The sequence below is a fragment of the Rubrobacter calidifluminis genome, assembly GCF_028617075.1.
GTDB classification, from domain to species: Bacteria; Actinomycetota; Rubrobacteria; order Rubrobacterales; family Rubrobacteraceae; genus Rubrobacter_E; species Rubrobacter_E calidifluminis.
This window is the reverse complement of record NZ_JAQKGV010000008.1, coordinates 126,041-147,913: the sequence shown is the minus strand read 5'-3', so window position 1 is coordinate 147,913 and position 21,873 is coordinate 126,041. Positions and strand designations below refer to the sequence as shown.

Sequence of the window (21,873 nt, the reverse complement as noted above, 5' to 3'; positions counted from 1 at the left end):
TATCTTCTGGGACGGGACCGATCGGTTTGGGGTGCATAGACATAACTCTCTGCCCTCCAGGAAGGTGGCTCTCGGGGCTGCTTCCTGGAGTATGCAGCGTCGCTGATGAATAAACCAACAGTATCCGCTTATACGTGTAAAAACTCTCGTGATACTCTCCTCACCCACTCGTGCTCCTCCTCCCAGACGCGCCAGACGGACGCGGCCCATTCCATCAACGTCTGATCCCTCTCCTTCCCTGGCCTGGCTTTCAACACGTCCTGCACGGTCAACGATGCTCGCCTCTCCGGCCGGTGCAGCCGCGGCCAGTCGATTCGCTGCTTCGCCAGAGCCATGTGCGCAAGCTGTACCCGTCTTCCCGTGTAACCACGCTCGACCGCCAAGTAAAGGCCGATCAGCGCGAATGCTACCGTAACGGGACGTGTTGCGTCCCCCGCATGTTGTGCACCATATGCATCGACGTCCACCTGGTGAATGAACTCCGGATCAGACCTCGATAGGTGATAGGCCGTCAGTTCCAGGTACAACTGCCAGCACTCTTCAGAGGCATAGTAACGGCTGGTAACCGGCAGATTCTGCTTTGGTAGTTCAAGCCCGCATCCCGGGCATCTTACCGTTGTACGATCCAAGTCGAACGGCTCTCCTTACGCCGTGCACCTGTTATTACGTATATACAGTAAAAATCCCTTCCCCGCAGTCATGCGGAACCGCGTTGGGCTGCCCGTGCAGGGGATTGCAGGCGGGCGGGGAATGCGGAGCAAAAAGACGTTCATGAAGCGATGCGTGGGTGTGGACAACCCGCTGAAAGCCGTCATGAAGCAGGGACCAACGCGCGTGATGGCACCATGCCTTCCGCCACGGCTCCACGGGACACCTTCGTGGATCACTCGACCAGCAGCGGCGGGCCGGTCACCTCCATGCCGTACTCGCGGAACAGTCCCTGCACTTCCTCGTGAGGCGAACCGCCATCCAGGCGCGCCAGCCCCGCGAAGAACGCCTCCATGCTCCCCGCGGGACGGAACGCGATGAGCAGCCGCCCCGTTCCCTCTCCGACGTGGGCCCAGACGTGAGGCACCTTCCGCGGCGCGAGGAGGGAGTCCCCCGGCCCGAGCTCGTAGCGCTCGTCCCCGACCTCGATCACGTAGCTTCCCTCGACGGCGTAGAACCACTCCTCCTGAGCGTGGTGCAGGTGCCGCGGTGGGCCTCCCGTCCGCGGGTTGGTGTTCTCGACGATCAGCACCTGCCCTTCGGTCCTGGCGGCGGGGACCTTGACGGCCACGGACATCCCGCCGAGCACCCGGTACGGTCCACCCGGGGCGCTACCACCAGCCGGCAAAGAGTGACGGGGCATCAGCAGATCCCCGGCAGCTGGTCGCCGACGAGCATGTCGATCATCCGGTCACCTCCATCACGACCATGAGTCCGGGCACATCTTCTATTCCCCGCCCCTGACGTGCACCTTCGTCACCCGCCGCCCGGCGACCTGGACGATGGCGTCGGCTATCGAGAGCTCGTGCAGGCGGCTCCTCTCCCGAAAAGCTCCGCTCTCCCCACCCCACCCACTATAACCCGGGCGGGGCTCTGAAACAACCGTTTCTATTCGGAGACGAGGAGGGCGGCGGGGAAGGACGAGAAGAGCTCTCGGAGCGAAAACGCCCCGCCTTCGAAGACGCGACCGGAGAGGACGTCCCGCCAGGTACGTCCGGAGAGCTCTGGTGGGAGGAGAAGCCTCGTCCCGTCCCACTCCTCCGGGTCGGGGAGGATGGAGCCCGGGAGCCTCTCGAGGTGCGCGCAGAGTCTGGGGGCGATCGTAAGCGCGGCGTCCCCCTCGCAGGTGCGGGCGAAGGCGACGAGGTGGCCGGCCATCTCACCTTCGGCCTCCACGGGGAGGTATTCCCCACCCTCGAAGAGGGCAGGGCGCTCGCGCCGCAGCTCGAGCGCCCGCCAGGTGAGGTAGAGCTTCGGGGCGCCCTCCTCCCAGCGGCTGTCGGAGAGGAGGGTGTGGACCTCCCCCGGAGGGAGTTCCTGCAGCCGCGCGAGCATCTCCCGGCGCCGGGCGTAGTCGACCGGGCGGCGGTTGTCCGGGTCGACGAGCGAGAGGTCCCAGAGCTCGGTGCCCTGGTAGACGTCCGGGACGCCGGGGGAGGTGAGCTTGAGCACCGTCCGGGAGAGGCCGTTCAGCGCGCCGAGCCGGGAGACGCGGCGGGCGAAGGGGATGAAGTCCTCCAGGAAGAGGGCATTCTCCGGGTCGAGGAGGGCGGACGCGAAGTCGAGCGCCGCGCGCTCGTACTCCTCGTTCACGTTTACCCAGGAGGTGTGGACCTGCGCCTCGCGCATCGCCTTCTGCATGTACTGCCGGATGCGCCCGGCGTACTCCTCCAGCTCTCCTTCGTCCATCTCGTGGTTCGGCCAGGTGCCGAGGAGCGTCTGATAGAGGAGATACTCGTCGTTCCTGTCGGGGGCGGGCCTGCCCTCCACCTCGCGGCGGCGGGAGCGGTTGGTGCGGGACCAGCGGAAGAGGTGCCCGCGCCATTCGTCCGGGATCTCGGAGAGGACGTTTATCCGGGCGCGTACGTCCTCGCCACGCTTGGTGTCGTGGGTCGCGGTGACGAGCATCGCGTGCGGCCAGCGCCTGTAGCGCCCGGCGTTCAGGTGGTGGAAGGCGGAGACGGAGACCCCGAAGCGTTCCGGCTCCCCGCCGACCTCGTTGAGCGAGACGAGGCGGTTGTAGCGGTAGAGCGCGGTGTCCTCCATCCCCTTGGCCATCACCGGCCCGGTGTACTGCTGGAACTTCATCACGAACCCGAGGACCATCCTCCGGTACTCCTCCGGTCCCTCGACCTCCAGCAGCAGCACGTCCCGGATGAAGTCGTAGACGGTGGTGTCGGCGGCGGTGCTCCGCTTCTTCGCCTGCGAGACGGCCCACTCCACGTAACGGCGGTCCTCCCCGGATGGCCCGGCGGCGTCGACGTAGGTGCGGTAGACCGGGAAGTGCGCGACTATCCCGGCGAGGGCCTCGCGCAGGACGTTTATCGTGAAGTCGTAAGAACGCCTCCCGTAGCTCGAGATCGCGAGCAGCCGCCGCGCGAGAACGTTCAGCTCGCTCGCGAGCGAGCTCTGCATGATCATGCGCCGGCACCCCACGAGAAGCTCCTCGAAGTCCTCCTCCCGGCCGAGGAAGCGCCGGTAGACGCGCCCGAGCGGTCTCTCCCCGGCCGGGTCGATGAACAGGCCCTCGACCTGGTTCAGGAAGTCGTAGCCGGTCGTCCCGGCGACGGGCCAGCCATCCGGCAGGTGCTCGTGGGGGGCGAGGATCTTCTCGACGACCACGTAGAGGTCGTCCTCGTCCCCGCGCACGCGGGCGGCCTCCTCCTGCAGCCTGCGCAGGTAACCCGCCGGGTCGTAGAGCCCGTCTATATGGTCGATGCGCAGCCCGTCCACCTTCCCCTCGCCGACGAGACGCAGGATCAGACGATGCGTCTCGTCGAAGACCCGCCCGTCCTCGACCCGGATCCCGGCGAGGTCGTTTATCGAGAAGAAGCGGCGGTAGTTTATCTCGTCGGAGGCCACCCGCCAGTAGACGAGCCGGTAGGCCTGCGCCTCGAGCAGCCGGTGCAGCGCGTCGAAGCTCTCCGGCTTCGCCCGCTCGCCGTTGATCCTCTCGACGCAACCCTCGACGGCCCGGGCCACCTCGAGCGACTCCTCGCACAGCCGGGCGAGACGTCCTTTGTTCACCGCGGCGTCGCGCACCCGCTCGGCGATCCTCTCCGGGTCGGTCTCCTCCCTCCCGGGCAGGTTGGAGAACGCCGTGATCACGCTCTCGAACTCCAGCGTGCGCCCGTCCCCGGCGGGCTCTTCCATCCCCTCGAAGATCATCGGGTAGGTCCCGGGGTCGAGCGGGAAGCGATGCTCGTAGTAGCGCACCGCGAACGACCCCTCCCCCGCATCGAAGACGACCTCGAGCTCCCCCCGCTCGAGCACCCTCCCGTAGTGGTCGCCGAGCACCGGCAGGAGCACCTTCCCCCGCAGCTCCCCCCGGTTGACCGGCTGCCAGTCGATGTCGAAGAAGTGCGCATACGGCGAAGCCGGACCGTTCTCCAGCACGTCCAGCCAACGCCAGTTGTCCTGTCCCACCCCCATGTGGTTCGGCACGATGTCCAGCAGATGCCCCATATCGTGTTTATGTAATGCGTCGATGAGACGTTCGTGATGTCCGTGGGTTCCGATCTCCGGGTTGAGCGCGTTGTGGTCGGTTATGTCGTAGCCGTGGGTGCTCCCGGGGCGGGCCTCGAGGTATGGGGAGGCGTAGAGGTCGCTCACGCCGAGGGATGCTAGGTAGGGGACGATGCGCGTCGCGTCGGAGAAGGTGAAGCTGCGGTTGAGCTGGACGCGGTAGGTGGCGCGCGGGACCCTCACTCCGGCTTCCGCAGGTAGAAGGCGACCGACCAGGGCGGGAGGGTGCGCTCTTGCCGGGCGGCACCCTCCGTGGCGTAGAGGAGGCGTCCCGGGGCGGCCTCGAAGCCCCCGAGCTCCTCATCCCCCAGGTTCGCGAGCAGGGTGAGGAGCGAGCCTTCGCCGAGCGGCCACTGCACCCGGAGGCCCCGCTCCCCCACGGTGCGGTAGAGCGCCGCCCCGCCGGGGACGTTGCCGAGGCGAGGGGAGATCTCGCGCTTTCGCAGCGCGAGGAGGTCGCGGTAGTGCTCCAGGAGGCGGCGGTGGATGCCACCCTCGCGTTCCTCCCAGTCGAGGACGGCCATCCGGAAGGTGCTCTCGTCGGAGGGATCGGGGATGCGCTCGCGCGTCGCGGGGTCGGAGAATTCGGGGAAGGAGGCGAACTCCTCGCGGCGGCCCTCGGTCACGAGCGGGGCCAGCTCCTCCCCGAAGTCGCAGAAGAACGGGAAGGGGCTCGAGGCGGCCCACTCCTCGCCCATGAAGAGCATCGGCACCTGCGGAGAGAGCAGGTAGACCGCCGCGGCCGCCCGCACCGCCTCCTCCGGCGCGAGGTCGGTGATGCGCTCGCCGAAGGCGCGGTTGCCCACCTGGTCGTGGTTCTGGACGAAGGCGACGAAAGAGGTCGGGGGGAGGTCGGCGGCAGGCTCCCCGCGCCGCTCGCCGCCGAAGTGGCGCGAGGGCTCGCCCTGGTAGGCGAACCCCTCGGCCAGGCACCTCCCCAGGTGGGAGAGCGGCGCGTCCGCGAAGTCCGTGTAGTAGCCCGCGCTCTCACCCGTGAGCGCGGTGTGGAGCGCGTGGTGGATGTCGTCGTTCCACTGCGCGTCGTAGGGTTTTAAGCCCGGCCCCGAACGCCGCAGGTACGAGGCGGTGTTGTTCACGTTCTCGAGTACCAGGTGGACGTGGCGGTCGGCACCGGGGGACTCCCGCACCCGCCGGGAGAGCTCGACGAGGAAGTGCTCCTCCGAGTCGTCGAATATGGCGTGCACCGCGTCGAGCCGCAGCCCGTCGAAGCGGTACTCCTCGAGCCAGTAGAGCGCGTTGTGGATGAAGAAGTCGCGCACGAAGCGGCTGCCCTCGCCGTCGAAGTTGATCGCCTGCCCCCAGGGCGTGCGGTGGCGGTCGGTGAAGAACTGCGGCGCGTAGAGCGGGAGGTAGTTTCCCTCTGGGCCGAAGTGGTTGTAGACGACGTCCAGCAGGACCATCAGGCCGCGCCGGTGGGCGGCCTGGACGAGCCGTTTGAGGTCTTCGGGGCGGCCGTAGACCCCCGCCGGGGCGAACGGAAGCACCCCGTCGTAGCCCCAGTTGCGCCCGCCGGGGAAGCCAGAGAGAGGCATCAGCTCGAGTGCGGTGACGCCGAGGTCTACCAGGTGGTCCAATCTCCTCTCGACCCCGGCGAAGGTCCCCTCGGGGGAGAAGGTGCCGACGTGCAGCTCGTAGACGACCGCCTCCTCCCAGGGGCGTCCCCTCCAGGCGTCGTCCTCCCACACGAAGGCGAGGGGGTCCACGACCTCGCTCGGACCGTGCACGCCCTCGGGCTGGTGGCGGGAGGCGGGGTCGGGCACCACCCGTTCCCCGTCCACCCGGTAGCGGTAGCGGGAGCCGGGGGCGGCCTCCGCCGTCGCGGTGAAGAATCCCTCCGCCGGGTGTTCCATCGGCAGGGTGCGTCCCTCGAGCTCCAGGTCGACGTTCTCCGCCGCGGGGGCCCAGAGGGAGAAACGGGTCCTGCCATCGGGCAGGACTTCGGCTCCGAAGGGCATCCTATGCAGGTATCTCAAAAGTCCTCCCCGGCCTCGCGCAGCTGGATCAGGACGGCCATCGAGCGGGCTTTAAGGGGGTAGGGGTCGCCGGGCTTGTAGACCCCGGAGAGCTCGCGGGAGGCCGGGTAGAAGGTGTCCACGAGCGGTTGCCAGCGGGCGCCCGGGGGATCGGACGGGATCACGAAAGGCAGCTCCTCGTGGTGGGCGTTGAAGAGGAGGAGGAAGTTGTCGTCGGCCTCTGGACGGCTCGCCTCGGGATAGCCCGCCCGAGCGGAGCCGAAGATCTGCATCCCGAGGGAGCGGGCGTAGGAGGTGTTCCACTCCTCCTGGGTCATCTCCTTGCCGTCCGGGGAGATCCAGGCGACGTCCGTCACCCCCTCCGAGGCCCGCCCCTGGAAGAAGTGCCGGCGGTGGAAGTCCGGGTGGGAGCGCCGCAGCCGGATGAGGCCCCGGGTGAAGAGCAGGAGGTCCTCATCGTCTTCGGAGAGGTCCCAGTCGAGCCAGGAGATCTCGTTGTCCTGGCAGTAGGCGTTGTTGTTGCCCCGCTGGGTGCGCCCCATCTCATCCCCGGCGAGGATCATCGGCACCCCCTGCGAGAGCAAAAGCGTCGCCAGGAAGTTGCGCTTCTGCCGGGCCCGGAGCGCGAGCACCTCCGGGTCGTCGGTCGGACCCTCGACCCCGCAGTTCCAGCTCAGGTTGTGGTTCTCGCCGTCGTTGTTGTCCTCGCCGTTGGCCTCGTTGTGCTTCTCGTTGTAGGAGACCAGGTCGTCGAGGGTGAAGCCGTCGTGGGCGGTGACGAAGTTGATGCTCGCCTGCGGCCGGCGCCCGGCGGACTGATACAGGTCGCTGGAGCCGGTGAGCCGCGAGGCGAGCTCCCCGACGAGCCCGCCCTCGCCCTTCCAGTAGGCGCGGACCACGTCGCGGTACTTGCCGTTCCACTCCGAGAACGGCGGTGGGAAGCCCCCCACCCGGTAGCCGCCCTCGCCGACGTCCCAGGGCTCGGCGATGAGCTTGACCTGCGAGATTACCGGATCCTGCCGGATGATGTCGAAGAAGCCGCCCGCGGGGTCGAAGGCGTCGCTCTCGCGCCCCAAAGTGGTGGCGAGGTCGAAGCGGAAACCGTCGACGTGCATCTCCTCCACCCAGTAACGCAAAGAGTCCATGATGAGCTGCAGCACGCGCGGGTGGGTGGTGTCCAAAGTGTTGCCGGTCCCGGTGTAGTCCATGTAGTAGCGGGGGTCCTCCGGGGAGAGCCGGTAGTAGCTCGCGTTGTCTATCCCGCGGAAGGAGAGCGTCGGCCCCAGGTGGTTTCCCTCGGCGGTGTGGTTGTAGACGACGTCCAGGATCACCTCGAGCCCCGCCGCGTGCAGCCGCTTGACCATCGTCTTGAACTCGCCCACCGGATCGGAGGTGGCGGCGTACCGCCTCTCCGGCGCGAAGAAGCCTATGGTGTTGTACCCCCAGTAGTTGGCGAGACCCCGCTCGACCAGGTGCCGGTCCTGCACGAAGGCATGCACCGGCAAGAGCTCGACCGCGGTGACCCCGAGCCTCTTCAGGTGGTCTATCGCGGCGTCGGAGGCGAGCCCGGCGTAGGTCCCGCGCAGGGCCTCGGGCACCTTCGGGTGCCGCCGGGTGAAGCCCTTGACGTGCAGCTCGTAGATTATGGTCTCGTCCAGCGGGGTGCGCGGCGGCCGGTCGTCCCCCCAGGTAAAGGCTCTCTCGACGACCTTCGCCTTGAGCGCCCCCGCGGCGTTGTCCCGACCGTCTGGGACGAGGTCGTCCCCGTGGCGGTAGCCGAAGTGGGGGTAGCGCCAGTCGAGCGGACCCGCGATGTCGAAGGCGTAGGGGTCGAGGAGGAGCTTCTTGGGGTTGAAGCGGTGGCCGTGGGAGGGGTCGTAGGGACCGTAGACCCTGTAGCCGTAGAGCTGACCGGGACGGACGTCGGAGAGGTGGCAGTGCCAGACCCCGTCGGTGCGCTCGGGCATCTCGATGCGTTCGGTCTCGCGCCGGCGGTCCGGGCGGAACAGGCACAGCTCGACCCGCTCGGCGTGCTCGGAGAAGAGCGCGAAGTTGACCCCGGCCCCGTCCCATCTCGCCCCCAGCGGACAGGGTACGCCGGGAGAGACGTCGCCCCTCCTCGTGCTGTAGCGTCTTCTCAAAGTCTCTCTCGCACCTTTCTATCTCAACGGGCGGGTCTGAGCACGAGCGCCCCGAGCGGCGGAAGGGTCAGCTCCAGCGAGTGCTCGCGGCCGTGAGAGGGCACCGCGGATGCCTCCACCACCTCGCCGTTTCCGACGCCGCTCCCGCCGTACTTCGGAGCGTCGGTGTTGAGGATCTCGACGTAGCGCCCCCCGCGCGGGACCCCGAGCCGGTAGCCGTGCCTCACGACCGGGGTGAAGTTGCAGACCACGAAGACGAAGTCCCCGGGGTCGCGCGCCCGGCGCAGGAAGGATACCACGCTGTTCTGGCGGTCCCCGCCCTCGACCCACTCGAACCCGGCGGGCTCGAAGTCCACCTCGTGCAGGGCCGGGGTGGTGCGGTAGAGGGCGTTGAGGTCGCGCACGAGCTCGTACACCCCGCGGTGGGCCGGGTTCTCGAGCAGGTGCCACTCGAGCTGGGCGTCGTGGTTCCACTCCGACCACTGGGCGAGCTCACCGCCCATGAAGAGAAGCTGTTTTCCGGGGTGGGCGTACATGTAGGCGTAGAGGAGCCTGACGTTGGCGAGCTTCTGCCAGTCGTCCCCGGGCATCTTCGAGGCGATCGAACCCTTCCCGTAGACCACCTCGTCGTGGGAGAGCGGCAGGATGAAGTTCTCGTTGAAGGCGTAGACGAGCGAGAAGGTCAGCTCGTCGTGGTGGTAGGAGCGGTGGATGGGATCCTCGGAGATGTAGCCTAAAGTGTCGTGCATCCAACCCATGTTCCACTTGTAGCCGAACCCCAGGCCCCCCATGTAGGTCGGGCGGCTGACCATCGGCCAGGCGGTCGACTCCTCGGCTATGGTGGCCGCGCCGGGGTGCTCCTCGTAGACGGCCTCGTTCATCTTCTTGAGGAAGTCTATGGCCTCAAGGTCCTCGTTGCCGCCGTAGCGGTTGGGAACCCACTCGCCGGGCCCCCTGGAGTAGTCCAGGTAGAGCATCGAGGCGACCGCGTCCACCCGGAGGGCGTCTATGTGGTACTCGGCGAGCCAGAAGAGGGCGTTGGCGATGAGGAAGTTACGGACCTCGTTCCGGCCGTAGTTGTAGACGAGGGTGCCCCAGTCGGGGTGACGCCCACGCCGGGGGTCGGCGTGCTCGTAGAGGTGGGTGCCGTCGAAGCGGGAGAGGCCGTGGGCGTCCTCGGGGAAGTGGGCCGGGACCCAGTCGACGATGACGCCTATCCCGGCCTGGTGCAGCCGGTCGACCAGGTGGCGGAAGTCGTCGGGGGAGCCGTAGCGGCCGCTCGGGCAGAACATCCCGAGCGGCTGGTAGCCCCAGGAGCCGTAGAAGGGGTGCTCGGCGACGGGCAGAAACTCGACGTGGGTGTAACCCAGCTCGCTCACGTAGGAGACGAGCTCGTCGGCGAGCTCGCGGTAGGAGAGCGAGTAGCCCTCCTCGTTCCGCCGCCAGGAGCCGATGTGGACCTCGTAGATCGAGATCGGGGCGTCGAGGGCGTTCCTCTTCTCTCTGCCCTCCATCCACTCCCCGTCGCCCCACTCGTAGCGGGTGAGGTCGTGGACGATCGAGGCCGTCGCCGGGGGGACCTCGGCGGCGAAGCCGTAGGGGTCGGCCTTCAGCGGGAGCAGGTTCCCGTCGGGTCCCTTGATCTCGTACTTGTAGAGCGCCCCCTCGCCGACGCCGGGGACGAAGATCTCCCAGACCCCCGCCGCCGGGTGTTTGCGCATCACGTGCCGCCGGCCGTCCCAGCCGTTGAACTCCCCGACGACCGAGACGCGTCGGGCGTTCGGGGCCCACACGGCGAACGCCGTCCCCTCCACGCCCTCGAGGGTCGTCGGGTGGGCGCCGAGCTTCTTGTAGATGCGCCGGTTGGTCCCCTCGCCGAAGAGGTAGAGGTCGTAGTCCCCGATGAGGCGCGGGAAGCGGTAGGGGTCCTCCTGCACCACGCTCTCCCCTTCCCCGTAGGTGACGCGCAGCCGGTAGCCCGATCTGGCCTCCTCCGGCACCCTCCCGGCGAAGAAGCCCTCGGGGTGCAGTCGACGGAGGCCGCCGAGCGCGCCCCCGCCAGGAGATACGGCCTCCGCCGAGACCGCCCCCGGCAGGAAGGCCCGCACCACCAGCGAGCCTCCCTCCTCGTGCAGACCCAGTATAGAGAAGGGATCGGCGTGATCTCCGCTCACCACAGCACGTATCTCGTCTTCCCGGATCACCCGGCCTCCGTTCTCTCGCGCACAAGATCGAGTATGCCTTCGATCGGTATGCCTACCCACTCCGGGCGGTTCTCAAGCTCGTAGCGGATCTCGTAGAGCGCCTTCTCGACGGTGAACAGGTCCACCAGCGCCCGCAGGCGCTCCGGTTCCTCCGGGTAGGAGATGCATCCGGCGGCACCCGCGGCGTATCCCTCCATGAATGCCTCGCGGGTGCGCCGCTCCCAGCCTTCGATCCACTCCTCCGCCTCCCCGTACCTCTCCTCCTCCACGCCCGCGAGCACCGAGCGCGCGGCGTAGTCGAAGGAGCGCAGCATCCCGGCGACGTCGCGCAGGGGGCAGCGCTTCTCGCGGCGTTCGGCCACCGGGCGGGCGGGCTCGCCCTCGAAGTCTATGATCTGGAAGTCGTCCCCGACGACGAGCACCTGACCCAGGTGGTAGTCGCCGTGGTGGCGGGTCTTGACGACCTCGAAGTCGTATCCGGACGAGGACTCGAGCAGATCGAAGAGCTCCGCCTCGGCGTCCAGGAGGCGCCCGGCCGCCGGACGCACCCTCTCCGGCAGGCCGTCGCGGCGCCGCTCGAGCAGGGTGAGCGTGAGCCTGAGGTCGTCGAGCACGCCCTCGACCCACCCGGCCACCTCCGCCGGGGAGGCGACCTCGGGGCGGAACGCCTCGTCCCCGGTCGGGGTGGCGAGCGCGGCGTGCATCTCGCCGGTGCGCAACCCGAGCGTGCGCACGAGCCGCCGGAAGTACTCGTCCTCGGCCTCGGACTCGGCGGCCTCCTCCGCCACCTCGTCCTCCGGGCTCCAGGCGGCGGAGAGCAGGTGCTCCTCCAGGCGGCGCTCCAGGTGGCTCAGGGTGTAGGACCAGCCGTCGCCGTCGCTCGGGACGAAGCCCTGCAGAACGGCCAGGGTCACGGGCTCTCGGCCCTCCCGCTCGAGCTCCGCCACCCCGGCGAGCGGCGGGGTGTTCTCGAAGCTGGTCTCCTCGGTCAAAAAACGCCCTATCTCGACCTCCGGGTTCATTCCCTCCTGCAGGCGGCGGTATCCCTTGAGGATGAGCCTCTCGGAGAGGATCACCGAGGTGTTCGACTGCTCCACCCCGGCCCGCCGGACGTCGAGCGGCTCCTCGGCCCCCTCCAGAAGCCCCTCCAGCGCCCGGGTCCCGTGGAAGCGTATCCTCCCGCCGTCATCGAGCTCCACCGTCCGGCCTTCGCGCATCCAGCCGACCATCCTGCGGCAGAATTCCTCGTCGGCGAACGCGTCGTAGAGGATGCCGACCATGTTGCGGCGCCTGAGGCGGGCGACGGTGTGCATCTCGAGCGGGGCGAGGTCTCCCCCGTCCTCCCAGCCGACGGAGAGCGGCAGGAAGTAGAGCTGGGCGGAGGCCCCGTCCTGCGCCGGGTGGACCCGCGCCGTGGCGAGCAGCATCCCCGGCTCCGGCTCTACCCGGTCGGCGATCTCCACGCGCCCGATGCCGCTGCCCTTCGCGGCGAACCACCTCCGGCGGTCGAGGAACTCCGGCAGCGCCTCGGAGAGCTGGCGCAGGTGCCGCTCGGAGAGCCTCAGCGGGGCGTGGCGCATCCTGTAGGCCGGGATGCGGTCGGCGCGCAGCACCAGGACCGGCAGCTCGGACATCCGGGAGAACTCCTCGTGCCAGCGCGGCGGCTCGGCCTCCCTGCTGAGCGAGAACCAGTAGAAGCTGTAGCCCGGGAGGGTGAGGAAGTACGGCAGGTTGCCGACCGGGGGGAAGCTGGAGCCCCCGATCAGCTCCACCGGGACCCGCCCGGAGAAGCGCGAGAGGTCGAGCTCGACCGGCTGCGCCGAGCGGGAGAGGTTCGCCACGCAGAGGATCGTCTCGTCCTCGTACTCGCGCAGGTAGGCGAGGATCTTGCGGTTGCCCGGGTGCAGGAACTCGAGCGTTCCGCGCCCGAAGGCCCTGTGGGCCTTGCGCACCGCGATCAGACGCTTCATCCAGTTCAGCAGCGAGCCCGTGCTGCGGCTCTGGGCCTCGACGTTGACCGACTCGTAGCCGTAGACCGGGTCCATGATCGGGGGAAGGTAGAGCCGGGCGGGGTCGGCGCGGGAGAATCCCGCGTTGCGGTCGGGGGACCACTGCATCGGGGTCCTCACCGAGTTGCGGTCACCGAGGAAGACGTTGTCGCCCATCCCGATCTCGTCCCCGTAGTAGATGATGGGCGTCCCCGGCATGCTCATCAGCAGGCTGTTCAGAAGCTCTATCTTGGGCCGGTCGTTCTCCATCAGGGGGGCCAGGCGGCGGCGGATGCCGAGGTTCACCCTCATGCGAGGGTCCGTGGCGTAGGTCTGGTACATGTAGTCCCGCTCGCGGTCGGTGACCATCTCGAGGGTCAGCTCGTCGTGGTTTCTGAGGAAGATCGCCCACTGGCAGTTCTCCGGGATCTCCGGGGTCTGCTGCATGATCTCGACGATCGGGTGGCGGTTCTCCTGCGCCACGGCCATGTAGATGCGGGGCATGAGCGGGAAGTGGAAGGCCATGTGGCACTCGTCGCCGTCGCCGAAGTAGTCCATCACGTCCTCGGGCCACTGGTTGGCCTCGGCGAGGAGGAAGCGGTCCTCGTAGCTGGCGTCCATCTCGGCGCGCATCCGCTTTATGATCTGGTGCGTCTCGGGGAGGTTCTCGCAGTCGGTCCCCTCCCGCTCGATGAGGTAGGGGATGGCGTCCAGCCTGAGCCCGTCCACCCCGATGTCCAGCCAGAAGCGCATCACGCTCATCATCGAGCGGAAGACGCGGGGGTTGTCGTGGTTGAGGTCGGGCTGGTGGGAGAAGAAGCGGTGCCAGTAGTACTGCCCGGCGACCTCGTCCCAGGTCCAGTTGGACTTCTCGGTGTCGGTGAAGATGATGCGGGCGTCCTTGTACTTCTGGTCGGTGTCGCTCCAGACGTAGTAGTTGCGCAGCGCCGAGCCCTTCGGGGCCTTCCTCGCCCGCTGGAACCAGGGGTGCTGGTCGGAGGTGTGGTTTATGACGAGCTCGGTTATGACCTTGAGACCCAGAGCGTGCGCCTTCCTGACGAAAGCCCGGAAGTCGCGCCGGGTGCCGTAGTCAGGGTGGACGTTCTTGTACTCGGAGATGTCGTAGCCGTCGTCGCGCATCGGGGAGGGGTAGAAGGGCATCACCCAGATCGCCGTGGCCCCGAGCTCCCGGATGTACTCCAGCCGCTGGGTCAGGCCCCGGAAGTCGCCCATCCCGTCGTTGTCCGAGTCGAAGAACGCCTTGACGTGGAGCTGGTAGATTATCGCGTCCTTGTACCAGAGGGGGTCGCCCGACACCTCAGCCCTCCTTCCTGACCCGGTAGATCTCGGCCGGGTTCACGTTCGGGTCGAGCCTGACGTAGCGCCCCCAGCCCATGCTCGGGTAGTCCACCCCGGAGATGAGCTCCTCGACGGTGTACCACTCGTCGTCGGCGATCCCGAGCAGGTCGAGCGGGAAGTAGACGTTGCCCTCGCGCAGGTTGTGCGGGTCGAGGTTGACCGCGACGAAGATGGCGTTCTCCTCGAGCGTCTTGCCGTAGAAGATGATGCCGTCGTTGTCCGAGCCGCAGAAGACGAGGTTCTCGAGCTCGTGCAGGGCGGGGTTCTCGCGCCGGATGCGGTTCACCTTCGCTATGTAATCCTTTATGTTGCCGGGCCGCTCCCAGTCCCAGACCTTGTACTCGTACTTCTCGGAGTCGAGGTACTCCTCCCGGCCGGGGATGCCCCGGTTCTCGCACAGCTCGAAGCCATTGTAGATGCCGTAGGAGGGGGAGAGGGTCGCGGCGAGAACGAAGCGCATCATGAACGCGGGCCTGCCACCCTCCTGCAGGATCGGCGGCAGGATGTCCGGGGTGCTCGGGAAGAGGTTCGGCCGCATGTACTCCTTTGCCCACCCCCGGGCGAGCTCGGAGAGGTACTCGGTGAGCTCCCCGCGGGTGTTGCGCCAGGTGAAGTAGGTGTAGGACTGGCTGAAGCCGAGCTTGGCGAGCTCATGCATCACCTTCGGGCGGGTGAAGGCCTCGGAGAGGAAGATCACCTCCGGGTGCTCCTCCTGGACCTCCCTTATCAGCCACTCCCAGAAGGCGAACGGCTTGGTGTGCGGGTTGTCGACCCGGAAGATCTTCACCCCCTGCTCGACCCAGAAGAGGACGACGCTCTTCCACTCCTCCCACAGCTCCTTCCAGTTCTCGCTGTGGAAGTCGACGTTCACGATGTCCTGGTACTTCTTCGGGGGGTTCTCGGCGTACTTGATCGTGCCGTCCGGCCGCCAGCGGAACCACTCGGGGTGCTCCCTCACGTAGGGGTGGTCGGGCGAGCACTGTATCGCGAAGTCTAAAGCGACCTCCATCCCCCACTCCCGGCACGCCTCGACGAAGCGGCGGAAATCCTCCAGCGTGCCGAGCTCGGGGTGGACGGATTTGTGCCCGCCCTCCTCGCTCCCGATGGCGTAGGGGCTGCCCGGGTCCTCGGGGCCGGCGGTCAGCGTGTTGTTCGGGCCCTTGCGGTTGGTGTGGCCTATCGGGTGTATCGGCAGGAGGTAGACCACGTCGAAGCCCATCCCGGCTATCTCCGGCAGCCGCCGCTCGCAGTCTTTGAACGTCGCGCTCTTGCCCTCGACCGTCCCCTGCGAGCGGGGCATCATCTCGTACCACGCCCCGTAGCGCGCCCGCTCGCGGTCGACGACGACCTCGAGGGTGCGGTGGGCCGTGGCCGCCGACCGGTCCGGGTGGGCCGCCATGAGCCCGCGCACCTCCCGCGAGAGCAAAAGCCGGAGCCTCTCCTGGTATGCCGCCTCATCGAAGGCCGAGAGCACCTCTTTGAGCTTCCTGCTCCGGGTGCGGGAGGCAGCCTCCTTCACGAGTTCCCTCCCCTCGACGAGCTCGACCTCGACCCGCTGCCCGGCACCGAGCTTCTTCTCGACCTCCTCGCACCAGGAGCCGAAGTGGTCGGGCCAGGCACAGACGGTGTACTCGTAGCGGGCGTTCTCCTCGAGCACGAAGCTCCCCGTCCAGCGGTCGTTCTCCACGTGGCGCATGGGCACCTCGGACCAGCGCCGCTCGCCCTTCCTGCGGTAGCGCAGGACCGCGGAGACCCGGTCGTGCCCCTCCTTGAAGATGTCGGCCCAGACCTCCAGCCGGTCACCGACCTCCCTCTTGACCGGATGCCGCCCGCAATCGAGCTCCGGGTAGACGTCCTCTATGACGACCGTGGGATAGGCGTCCCGCACTTTCCTGGCTCCTCCCACTGTTACTTACCGGTTCACGTAGGAGCCTAGGATACTAGTATTTACCTCGCATTCAAACGCAGAGGCCTCGACACCCCGACCACCCTCACGCCCGAATCTCGTACATCCCCCTCGAAGAGGCGCAGGTGGCGCGGCTCCCACCCGGCTTCGATCACGCTCACGACGTCGGTCTGATCCCCGGGGGCGGCGGACAGGCCTGCCCTGGACTCCACCGAGCAGGGGAACCCGTAGAGCTCCTTGATCTTGGCGGCGAACCGCCGTGCGTGCGAGAGCTACTCCTCGACACACGCCCAGGCACCTCCCTCACCCCCGACAGCACCCCATCAGGGTTCTTCGACGCCAACGGATAGCTCATCACCGCCTCGAACTCCGCGAGGCAAGCCCCAGCGAGGAAGTTCGCACTCCTCTCCCGCCCGCCGCGCCGGCGCCCGAGAGCAGGCCCTCCCCTCCCAGTCTCCATCTTCGGGCCTTCTTGGATCCTGTGTTACTACATACCACTTTACACAAGCTCGGAAATGAACCCACCTGGCGGGGTTCACCACGATTTTGCTCGCTTTTCATCTGGCTTTAACCGGCCTTCCGTAGGACCATGCTAGAGTGCCCGGGCGTGGCAGGGTTCCGGGTTGACATGTGATGCGCCTGTCACGACAATTACATTCGGGTGGCGGCGCCAGCGACGGCGCCTGAAAGGAAGGTAGGGGGAAAGAATGAAGGCACTCTCGCGTTTTGCCCTTCCGCTCGTTCTGCTCAGCCTGGTCTGTTTTTTCGCCGGGCTCACGATCACCTCTGGTAGAGGCGGCACGCCCGCCCACCACGCCGGGGTCAAACACCGGCAGAGGATCAGGGAGGTCAGAAAAGACATCCCACTGACCCCGGCCGGCTGGCGGATACAGCCCGCGGGCATCGAGTTCAGTGTCTCCAAGCAGGCGGTCGGGTTCCAGGGGCCGATGGGCTCGGCGCTCTCGCCGGACGGGAGGCACCTGCTCACGGTGAGCAGCGGGGCGGCCCGCATCGACTCGACGGATCTGTTCGATCTGAGAGAGCACAGGAGAACGGACTTCGTACGCTACGACGCGCTCGAGGACGGGGGTCCCGCGGTCTTCTACGGGGTCGTCTACTCGCCCGACGGCACGAAGGCGTGGGCCTCGGGCGGTGGGCAGGACGTGGTGCACGTCTACAGCGTCCACGGCGACAGGCTCCGGGAGACCGGCCAGATCCCGACCCCCTACTTCCCGGCGGGGCTCGCCTACGGCCACACGCCTCGCGGAGACAGGGTCTACGTCGCCAACGACCTCTCCGCCCAGGCCTCGGATGCCGGAAATCCGCCCGGCTACCAGGTCACGGTCATCGACCCGAAGACCGACAAAGTGACCGGGACGATAGACCTGGGACAGGCGCTGGAGCCGCTGGATGTCACGTTCGACCACACGGGCAAATACGCCTACGTCACCAACTGGATGGGCCGCACGGTCTCGGTCATAGACACCGCGACGCAGAAGAAGGTGAAGGACATCGTCCTCTCGCCGCACGACCGGCCGCTCGCAGCCGACCATCCGAGCGCCATCGCCGCCAACCCCAGGCGCGACGAGGTCTACACCGCCAACGCCAACAGCGACACCGTCTCCGTGATAGACACCCGCACGAACAGGCTGGTCGAGAACATAGACGTCGCGCTCGTCCCGAACGGGCCGAAGGGTGCGATCCCTGACGGGCTCGCGGTGAGCCCCGACGGCAGGACGCTCTACGTCGCCGAGGCCGGAGAGAACGCGGTCGCGGTGGTGAACCTGGACAGCCGGCGGGTAGAGGGGTTCATCCCCACCTCCTGGTACCCGGCAGATGTGCAGATAACCCCGGACGGCAGGAAGCTCGTAATCACCAACACCCAGGACTCGGGGGCCGGGCCCAACCGCTGCGGGCCGCTCACCACGATCCGCGAGAGTTGCCCGCCGCTCGACCCCGACCGCGACCCGCCCGGCGGTCACGACGGAGCGCCGGACACCCAGTACTCCGGGACCATGATCAAAGGCTCCGTCCAGGTCGTCGCGGTGCCGCAGAACCAGGGCCGACTGCGCGCCCTGACCAACGAGGTCAAAAGCAACAACCAGGTCCACGCCCGCAGGAGGCCGGAGCCGCCGGTGCTGCGCAGGAACATCAAGCACGTCATCTACGTCATCAAGGAGAACCGCACCTACGATCAGATCTTCGGCTCTTTGGGCAAGGGCAACGGCGACCCGAGGCTCGACCTCTTCGGCGATGACTCCGCCCCGAACCACCGGGCGCTCGCACGGCGCTTCGTGACGCTCGACAACTTCTACACCGACGCCGAGGTCTCCGCTGACGGGCACAACTGGTCCACTCAGGCCAATGCCACAGACTACGTGGACAAGACCTGGCCGGTGAACTACTCGCCGAGGCCCCGCGGCAGCGAGCGGGCCTACGACTTCGAGGACGTACCCCTCGGGATGCAGTTTTACAGCGAGCCCCTCGCCTCGGACCCTTCGGTCCCGCGCCCGGCGGCGGCCCAGACGGTGGGGTACCTGTGGGACGACGCCTACGCCCACGGGGTCTCCTACCGCGACTACGGTGAGTACACCGAGATCCCCGGCGTCTGCGGCGGGGCGGGCAACACCTCGGACGTCACCCACCTGCAGCGGCGCTTCGGGGATCACGTGGACACCCGCTACGACGGGTTCAATCTGGAGTGCTCCGACCACCTCAAGCGCGAGCCCGAGTGGGCGCGCGAGTTCCACCGCTACGAGAGGAACGGCAACCTGCCCGCGCTCGAGATAGTCCGGCTCCCCAACGACCACACCATGGGCACCGTCCCCGGAGCTGCCACCCCCGAGTCTTACGTCGCCGACAACGACCTGGCCCTCGGACGGCTGGTGCAGACCGTCTCCCACAGCCGCTACTGGAAGAGCACGGTCATCTTCGTCGTCGAGGACGACGCCCAGGACGGCCCGGACCACGTGGACGCCCACCGCACCGTCGCCCTCGCGATAAGCCCCTACACCCAGAGAGGCAGGGTGGACTCCACACACTACGACACCTCCTCGATGATCGCGACGATCGAGGACCTGCTCGGGCTCTCTCCGATGAGCATCACCGACTCGCGGGCGACGAGGATGTGGAGATCGTTCACCAACCACCCCAACTTCCGGCCGTACGAGGCGAAGCAACCCGAGGTCACCCCCTTCGGCGACCCCGGCGCACCCACCAACCCGAAGAACGCCCCGATGGCGAAGGCCTCCTCCAGGATGGACTTCACCCGGGAGGACGCCACCCCGGAGATAGGGCTCAACCGGGCGATCTGGAAATCCATAAAGGGCCGCGACTCCAGGATGCCGGCCCCGTTGCACGAGAAGATCATGGGCTCCGAGCCCGAGGAAGGAAGATGAGGAGAGGAGGATGCGCTTGAAGAAGCTGCTGCCCGTACTGGCCCTGGCCGTGGGACTCATCGCCCTCACGGCGGTCGTCGCGATGGCCCGAAGCGGTTCACCCGAAGCGGGTCACCACGCCCCACCTCACAGGGGAAGCCAGACCACCACGCCGATAAAGCACGTGGTCGTGATCTTCCAGGAGAACGTCTCCTTCGACCACTACTTCGGCACCTACCCCAACGCGAAGAACCCGCCCGGCGAGCCGGCCTTCCACGCGAGTAAGGACACCCCCTCGGTCAACGGGCTGAACGAGACGCTTCAGGCGCCGAACAACCCGAACTCCGTGCAGCCGTTCCGGCTCGACCGCTCCCAGTTCGAGACCTGCGACCAGGACCACGGCTACACGGCCGAGCAGCAGGCCTTCGACTCGGGCCTGATGGACCGCTTCGTCGAGACCGTCGGCCGCGGGGATGACGCCTGCCAGGACTACGGCAAGGGCGCGGGCGTCGTGATGGGCTACTACGACGGCAACACGGTGACCGCCCTCTGGAACTACGCCCAGCACTTCGCGATGAGCGACAACTCCTACGGCACCACCTTCGGACCCTCGAGTCCGGGGGCGATAAACCTGGTCTCCGGCCAGACCCACGGATTTGCGCAGACGAGCCCGGCGGTGAGCGCGAACGGGACCATGATCGGCGACCCGCAGCCGGCCGGTGACAGGTGCGACACGCGCGATACGACGAAGTCCATCGACCCGAAGAACAAGAACATAGGCGATCTGCTCAACGCCAAGAACGTAACCTGGGGCTGGTTCGAGGGCGGCTTCCGCGACTGCAACCAGTCGCACGCGAACATGGCGGGCATCGTCTCCAAGGACTACATCCCCCACCACGAGCCCTTCCAGTACTACCCCTCGACTGCCAACCCCGACCACCTGCCGCCGAGCTCGGTCGCCATGATCGGCAAGACCGACCGGGCGAACCACCAGTACGATCTCTCGGACTTCTGGAGGGCCGCAGACTCCGGTCACCTGCCCGCGGTGAGTTTCCTCAAGGCCCCGGCCTACCAGGACGGTCACGCCTACTATTCCGACCCGCTCGACGAGCAGGAGTTCCTCGTGAACACGATCAACCGCCTCCAGAGGCTCCACGCCTGGAAGGACATGGCGATCATAATCGCCTACGACGACTCCGACGGCTGGTACGACCACCAGATGGGCCCGATCGTCAACCAGTCGAACGACCCGCAGAACGACGCGCTCTCCGGGACCTCTTGCGGCAGCAGGCCGGAGAACGTGATGGGCGGTTACCAGGACCGCTGCGGCTACGGCCCGAGGCTCCCGCTCCTCGTCATCTCTCCGTACGCGAAGCAGAACTTCGTCGACCACACGGTGACCGACCAGACCTCCATCCTGCGCTTCATCGAGGACAACTGGAACCTCGGGCGCATCGGCAACCACTCCTTCGACGCGAAGGCGGGCAGCCTCCTGAACATGCTCGACTTCTCGCACGGCAGACGCGCCCACAGGCTCTTCCTCGACCCGAAGACCAGAGAGGCGATACGCCACGGGGGCTGAAAGGATCCAGGGAGGCTTTCAAACCATGAAGGGAACAATCTTCTCCGGGAGGGTGGCCGCGACGGTCGCGGCCACCCTCCTCGCCATCCTCACCCTCGTGGGCACCGTCGTACTCGCCCGCACCCCCAACCATGGGGAGGGTGCGCGGGGGGGTACGATCGCCCGCGACTTTCGGGCTGTCGACCGGGATACCGTCTGGCGCCTGACAGGGGAGCTCCCGCTACGCTTCCAGACCTACCACACCGAGGGGCTTGCTATCACGCCGCATCGCATCTTCCTCTCCGCGGTACAGGTCATCGTGCCGCCCAGGAAGTACTCCGGGCCCGGGCACCGCTATGACCGCACACCAGGCAAAGGCGTAGGCCACGTCTTCGTCCTGGATCGCGAGGGTCATCTGCAGCGCGACATCATCCTCGGCGAAGGCCACGTGTACCACCCTGGAGGCATGGACTTCGACGGCGAGAATGTCTGGGTCCCGGTCGCCCAGTACCGGCCCGACAGCAGTGCGATCATCTACCGCATCGACGCCCGGACACTCGCCGTACACCGGCAGTTCGAGGTTAACGACCACATCGGCGGCATCGTCCGTGACCCCAGGACCGGACACCTCATCGGCAACGACTGGGGCTCGCGCCGCTTCTACGAGTGGACGACCAGGGGCAGGCGGATCTCATCCTGGGAAAACCCGGACTATTTCATCGACTACCAGGACTGCCAGCACCTCCCCGGCCATGAGATGATCTGCGGCGGCATCGCAGACCTTCCGCAGAGCCCCTCCGCATCCCGGAGCGGAACCTACGAACTCGGCGGCATAGCTCTGATCGACCTGCGCGACCACGCCGCGCAGCACGAGGTCCCGTTCCAGTACTGGTCGCCCGCGGGACACGTGGCCACGAGAAACCCCTTCAAGATCGCGGCCACCGGCGACCGGCTCACGGTGTGGGTGGCCCCGGACAACGGGGACGAGGATGGAGGTACCAAGCTCCTGACCTACCAGACCACCGTGGCACCCGGCGGAGACGTCCCACATAAACCCCAGGAGAACCTCCTGCGGCGGTAATATTAAGCTCGGAAGAGACAGAGCTCTCC

At 67.3% G+C, this 21,873-nt stretch carries 12 protein-coding genes; 3 read left to right on the top strand and 9 right to left on the bottom strand.

All coding sequences use genetic code 11. The annotated features are described in order from the left end of the window. Positions 1–128 precede the first annotated feature (128 nt). The 9 genes from PJB24_RS08455 to PJB24_RS08415 all read right to left on the bottom strand — a co-directional run bounded on the left by PJB24_RS08455 (position 129) and on the right by PJB24_RS08415 (position 16,037). Positions 129–629: a DUF5946 family protein gene (locus PJB24_RS08455; RefSeq protein WP_273844774.1), complete on the bottom strand. Its 501-nt coding sequence runs from the start codon at positions 627–629 to the stop codon at positions 129–131. A gap of 254 nt (positions 630–883) precedes the next feature. After that, on the bottom strand, positions 884–1,336 hold the full coding sequence (locus PJB24_RS08450; protein ID WP_273844772.1) for a cupin domain-containing protein: 453 nt from the start codon (positions 1,334–1,336) through the stop codon (positions 884–886). A gap of 260 nt (positions 1,337–1,596) precedes the next feature. Next, positions 1,597–4,416, bottom strand: coding sequence for a malto-oligosyltrehalose synthase (gene treY / locus PJB24_RS08445; protein WP_273844770.1), 2,820 nt, complete (start codon positions 4,414–4,416; stop codon positions 1,597–1,599). Then, the gene (treZ, locus tag PJB24_RS08440; RefSeq protein WP_273844768.1) at positions 4,413–6,227 is read right to left on the bottom strand and encodes a malto-oligosyltrehalose trehalohydrolase; all 1,815 of its coding nucleotides are present in this window, start codon (positions 6,225–6,227) and stop codon (positions 4,413–4,415) included. The genes treY and treZ overlap by 4 nt, the downstream gene beginning before the upstream one ends. After that, complete coding sequence (gene glgX, locus PJB24_RS08435; RefSeq protein ID WP_273844766.1) at positions 6,224–8,368, bottom strand: glycogen debranching protein GlgX; 2,145 nt, start codon at positions 8,366–8,368, stop codon at positions 6,224–6,226. The genes treZ and glgX overlap by 4 nt, the downstream gene beginning before the upstream one ends. 23 nt (positions 8,369–8,391) lie before the next feature. Continuing rightward, entirely contained in the window at positions 8,392–10,572 is a 2,181-nt protein-coding gene (glgB, locus tag PJB24_RS08430) for a 1,4-alpha-glucan branching protein GlgB (protein ID WP_273844764.1), read from the bottom strand. Beyond that, complete coding sequence (treS, locus tag PJB24_RS08425) at positions 10,569–13,877, bottom strand: maltose alpha-D-glucosyltransferase (RefSeq protein WP_273844762.1); 3,309 nt, start codon at positions 13,875–13,877, stop codon at positions 10,569–10,571. The genes glgB and treS overlap by 4 nt, the downstream gene beginning before the upstream one ends. Before the next feature lies 1 nt (position 13,878). Beyond that, the gene (locus PJB24_RS08420) at positions 13,879–15,807 is read right to left on the bottom strand and encodes an alpha-1,4-glucan--maltose-1-phosphate maltosyltransferase (protein ID WP_273844760.1); all 1,929 of its coding nucleotides are present in this window, start codon (positions 15,805–15,807) and stop codon (positions 13,879–13,881) included. 59 nt (positions 15,808–15,866) lie between these two features. Beyond that, the gene (locus PJB24_RS08415) at positions 15,867–16,037 is read right to left on the bottom strand and encodes a hypothetical protein (protein ID WP_273844758.1); all 171 of its coding nucleotides are present in this window, start codon (positions 16,035–16,037) and stop codon (positions 15,867–15,869) included. Positions 16,038–16,532: 495 nt separating this feature from the next. Between PJB24_RS08415 and PJB24_RS08410 the strand changes: the two genes are divergently transcribed. From PJB24_RS08410 to PJB24_RS08400, 3 genes are read left to right on the top strand one after another with little or no spacing between them, the layout of a single operon-like run. Then, positions 16,533–19,223, top strand: a complete 2,691-nt coding sequence (locus tag PJB24_RS08410) for a bifunctional YncE family protein/alkaline phosphatase family protein (RefSeq protein ID WP_273844755.1) — start codon at positions 16,533–16,535, stop codon at positions 19,221–19,223. Between the two features lie 10 nt (positions 19,224–19,233). Then, a complete protein-coding gene (locus PJB24_RS08405; RefSeq protein WP_420541914.1) occupies positions 19,234–20,784 on the top strand; it encodes a phospholipase C in 1,551 nt (516 codons plus the stop codon). A 25-nt stretch (positions 20,785–20,809) separates the two neighbouring features. Then, positions 20,810–21,844 (top strand): DUF6454 family protein, encoded by a 1,035-nt coding sequence (locus PJB24_RS08400; RefSeq protein ID WP_273844752.1) that lies wholly within the window; start codon positions 20,810–20,812, stop codon positions 21,842–21,844. Positions 21,845–21,873 lie beyond the last annotated feature (29 nt).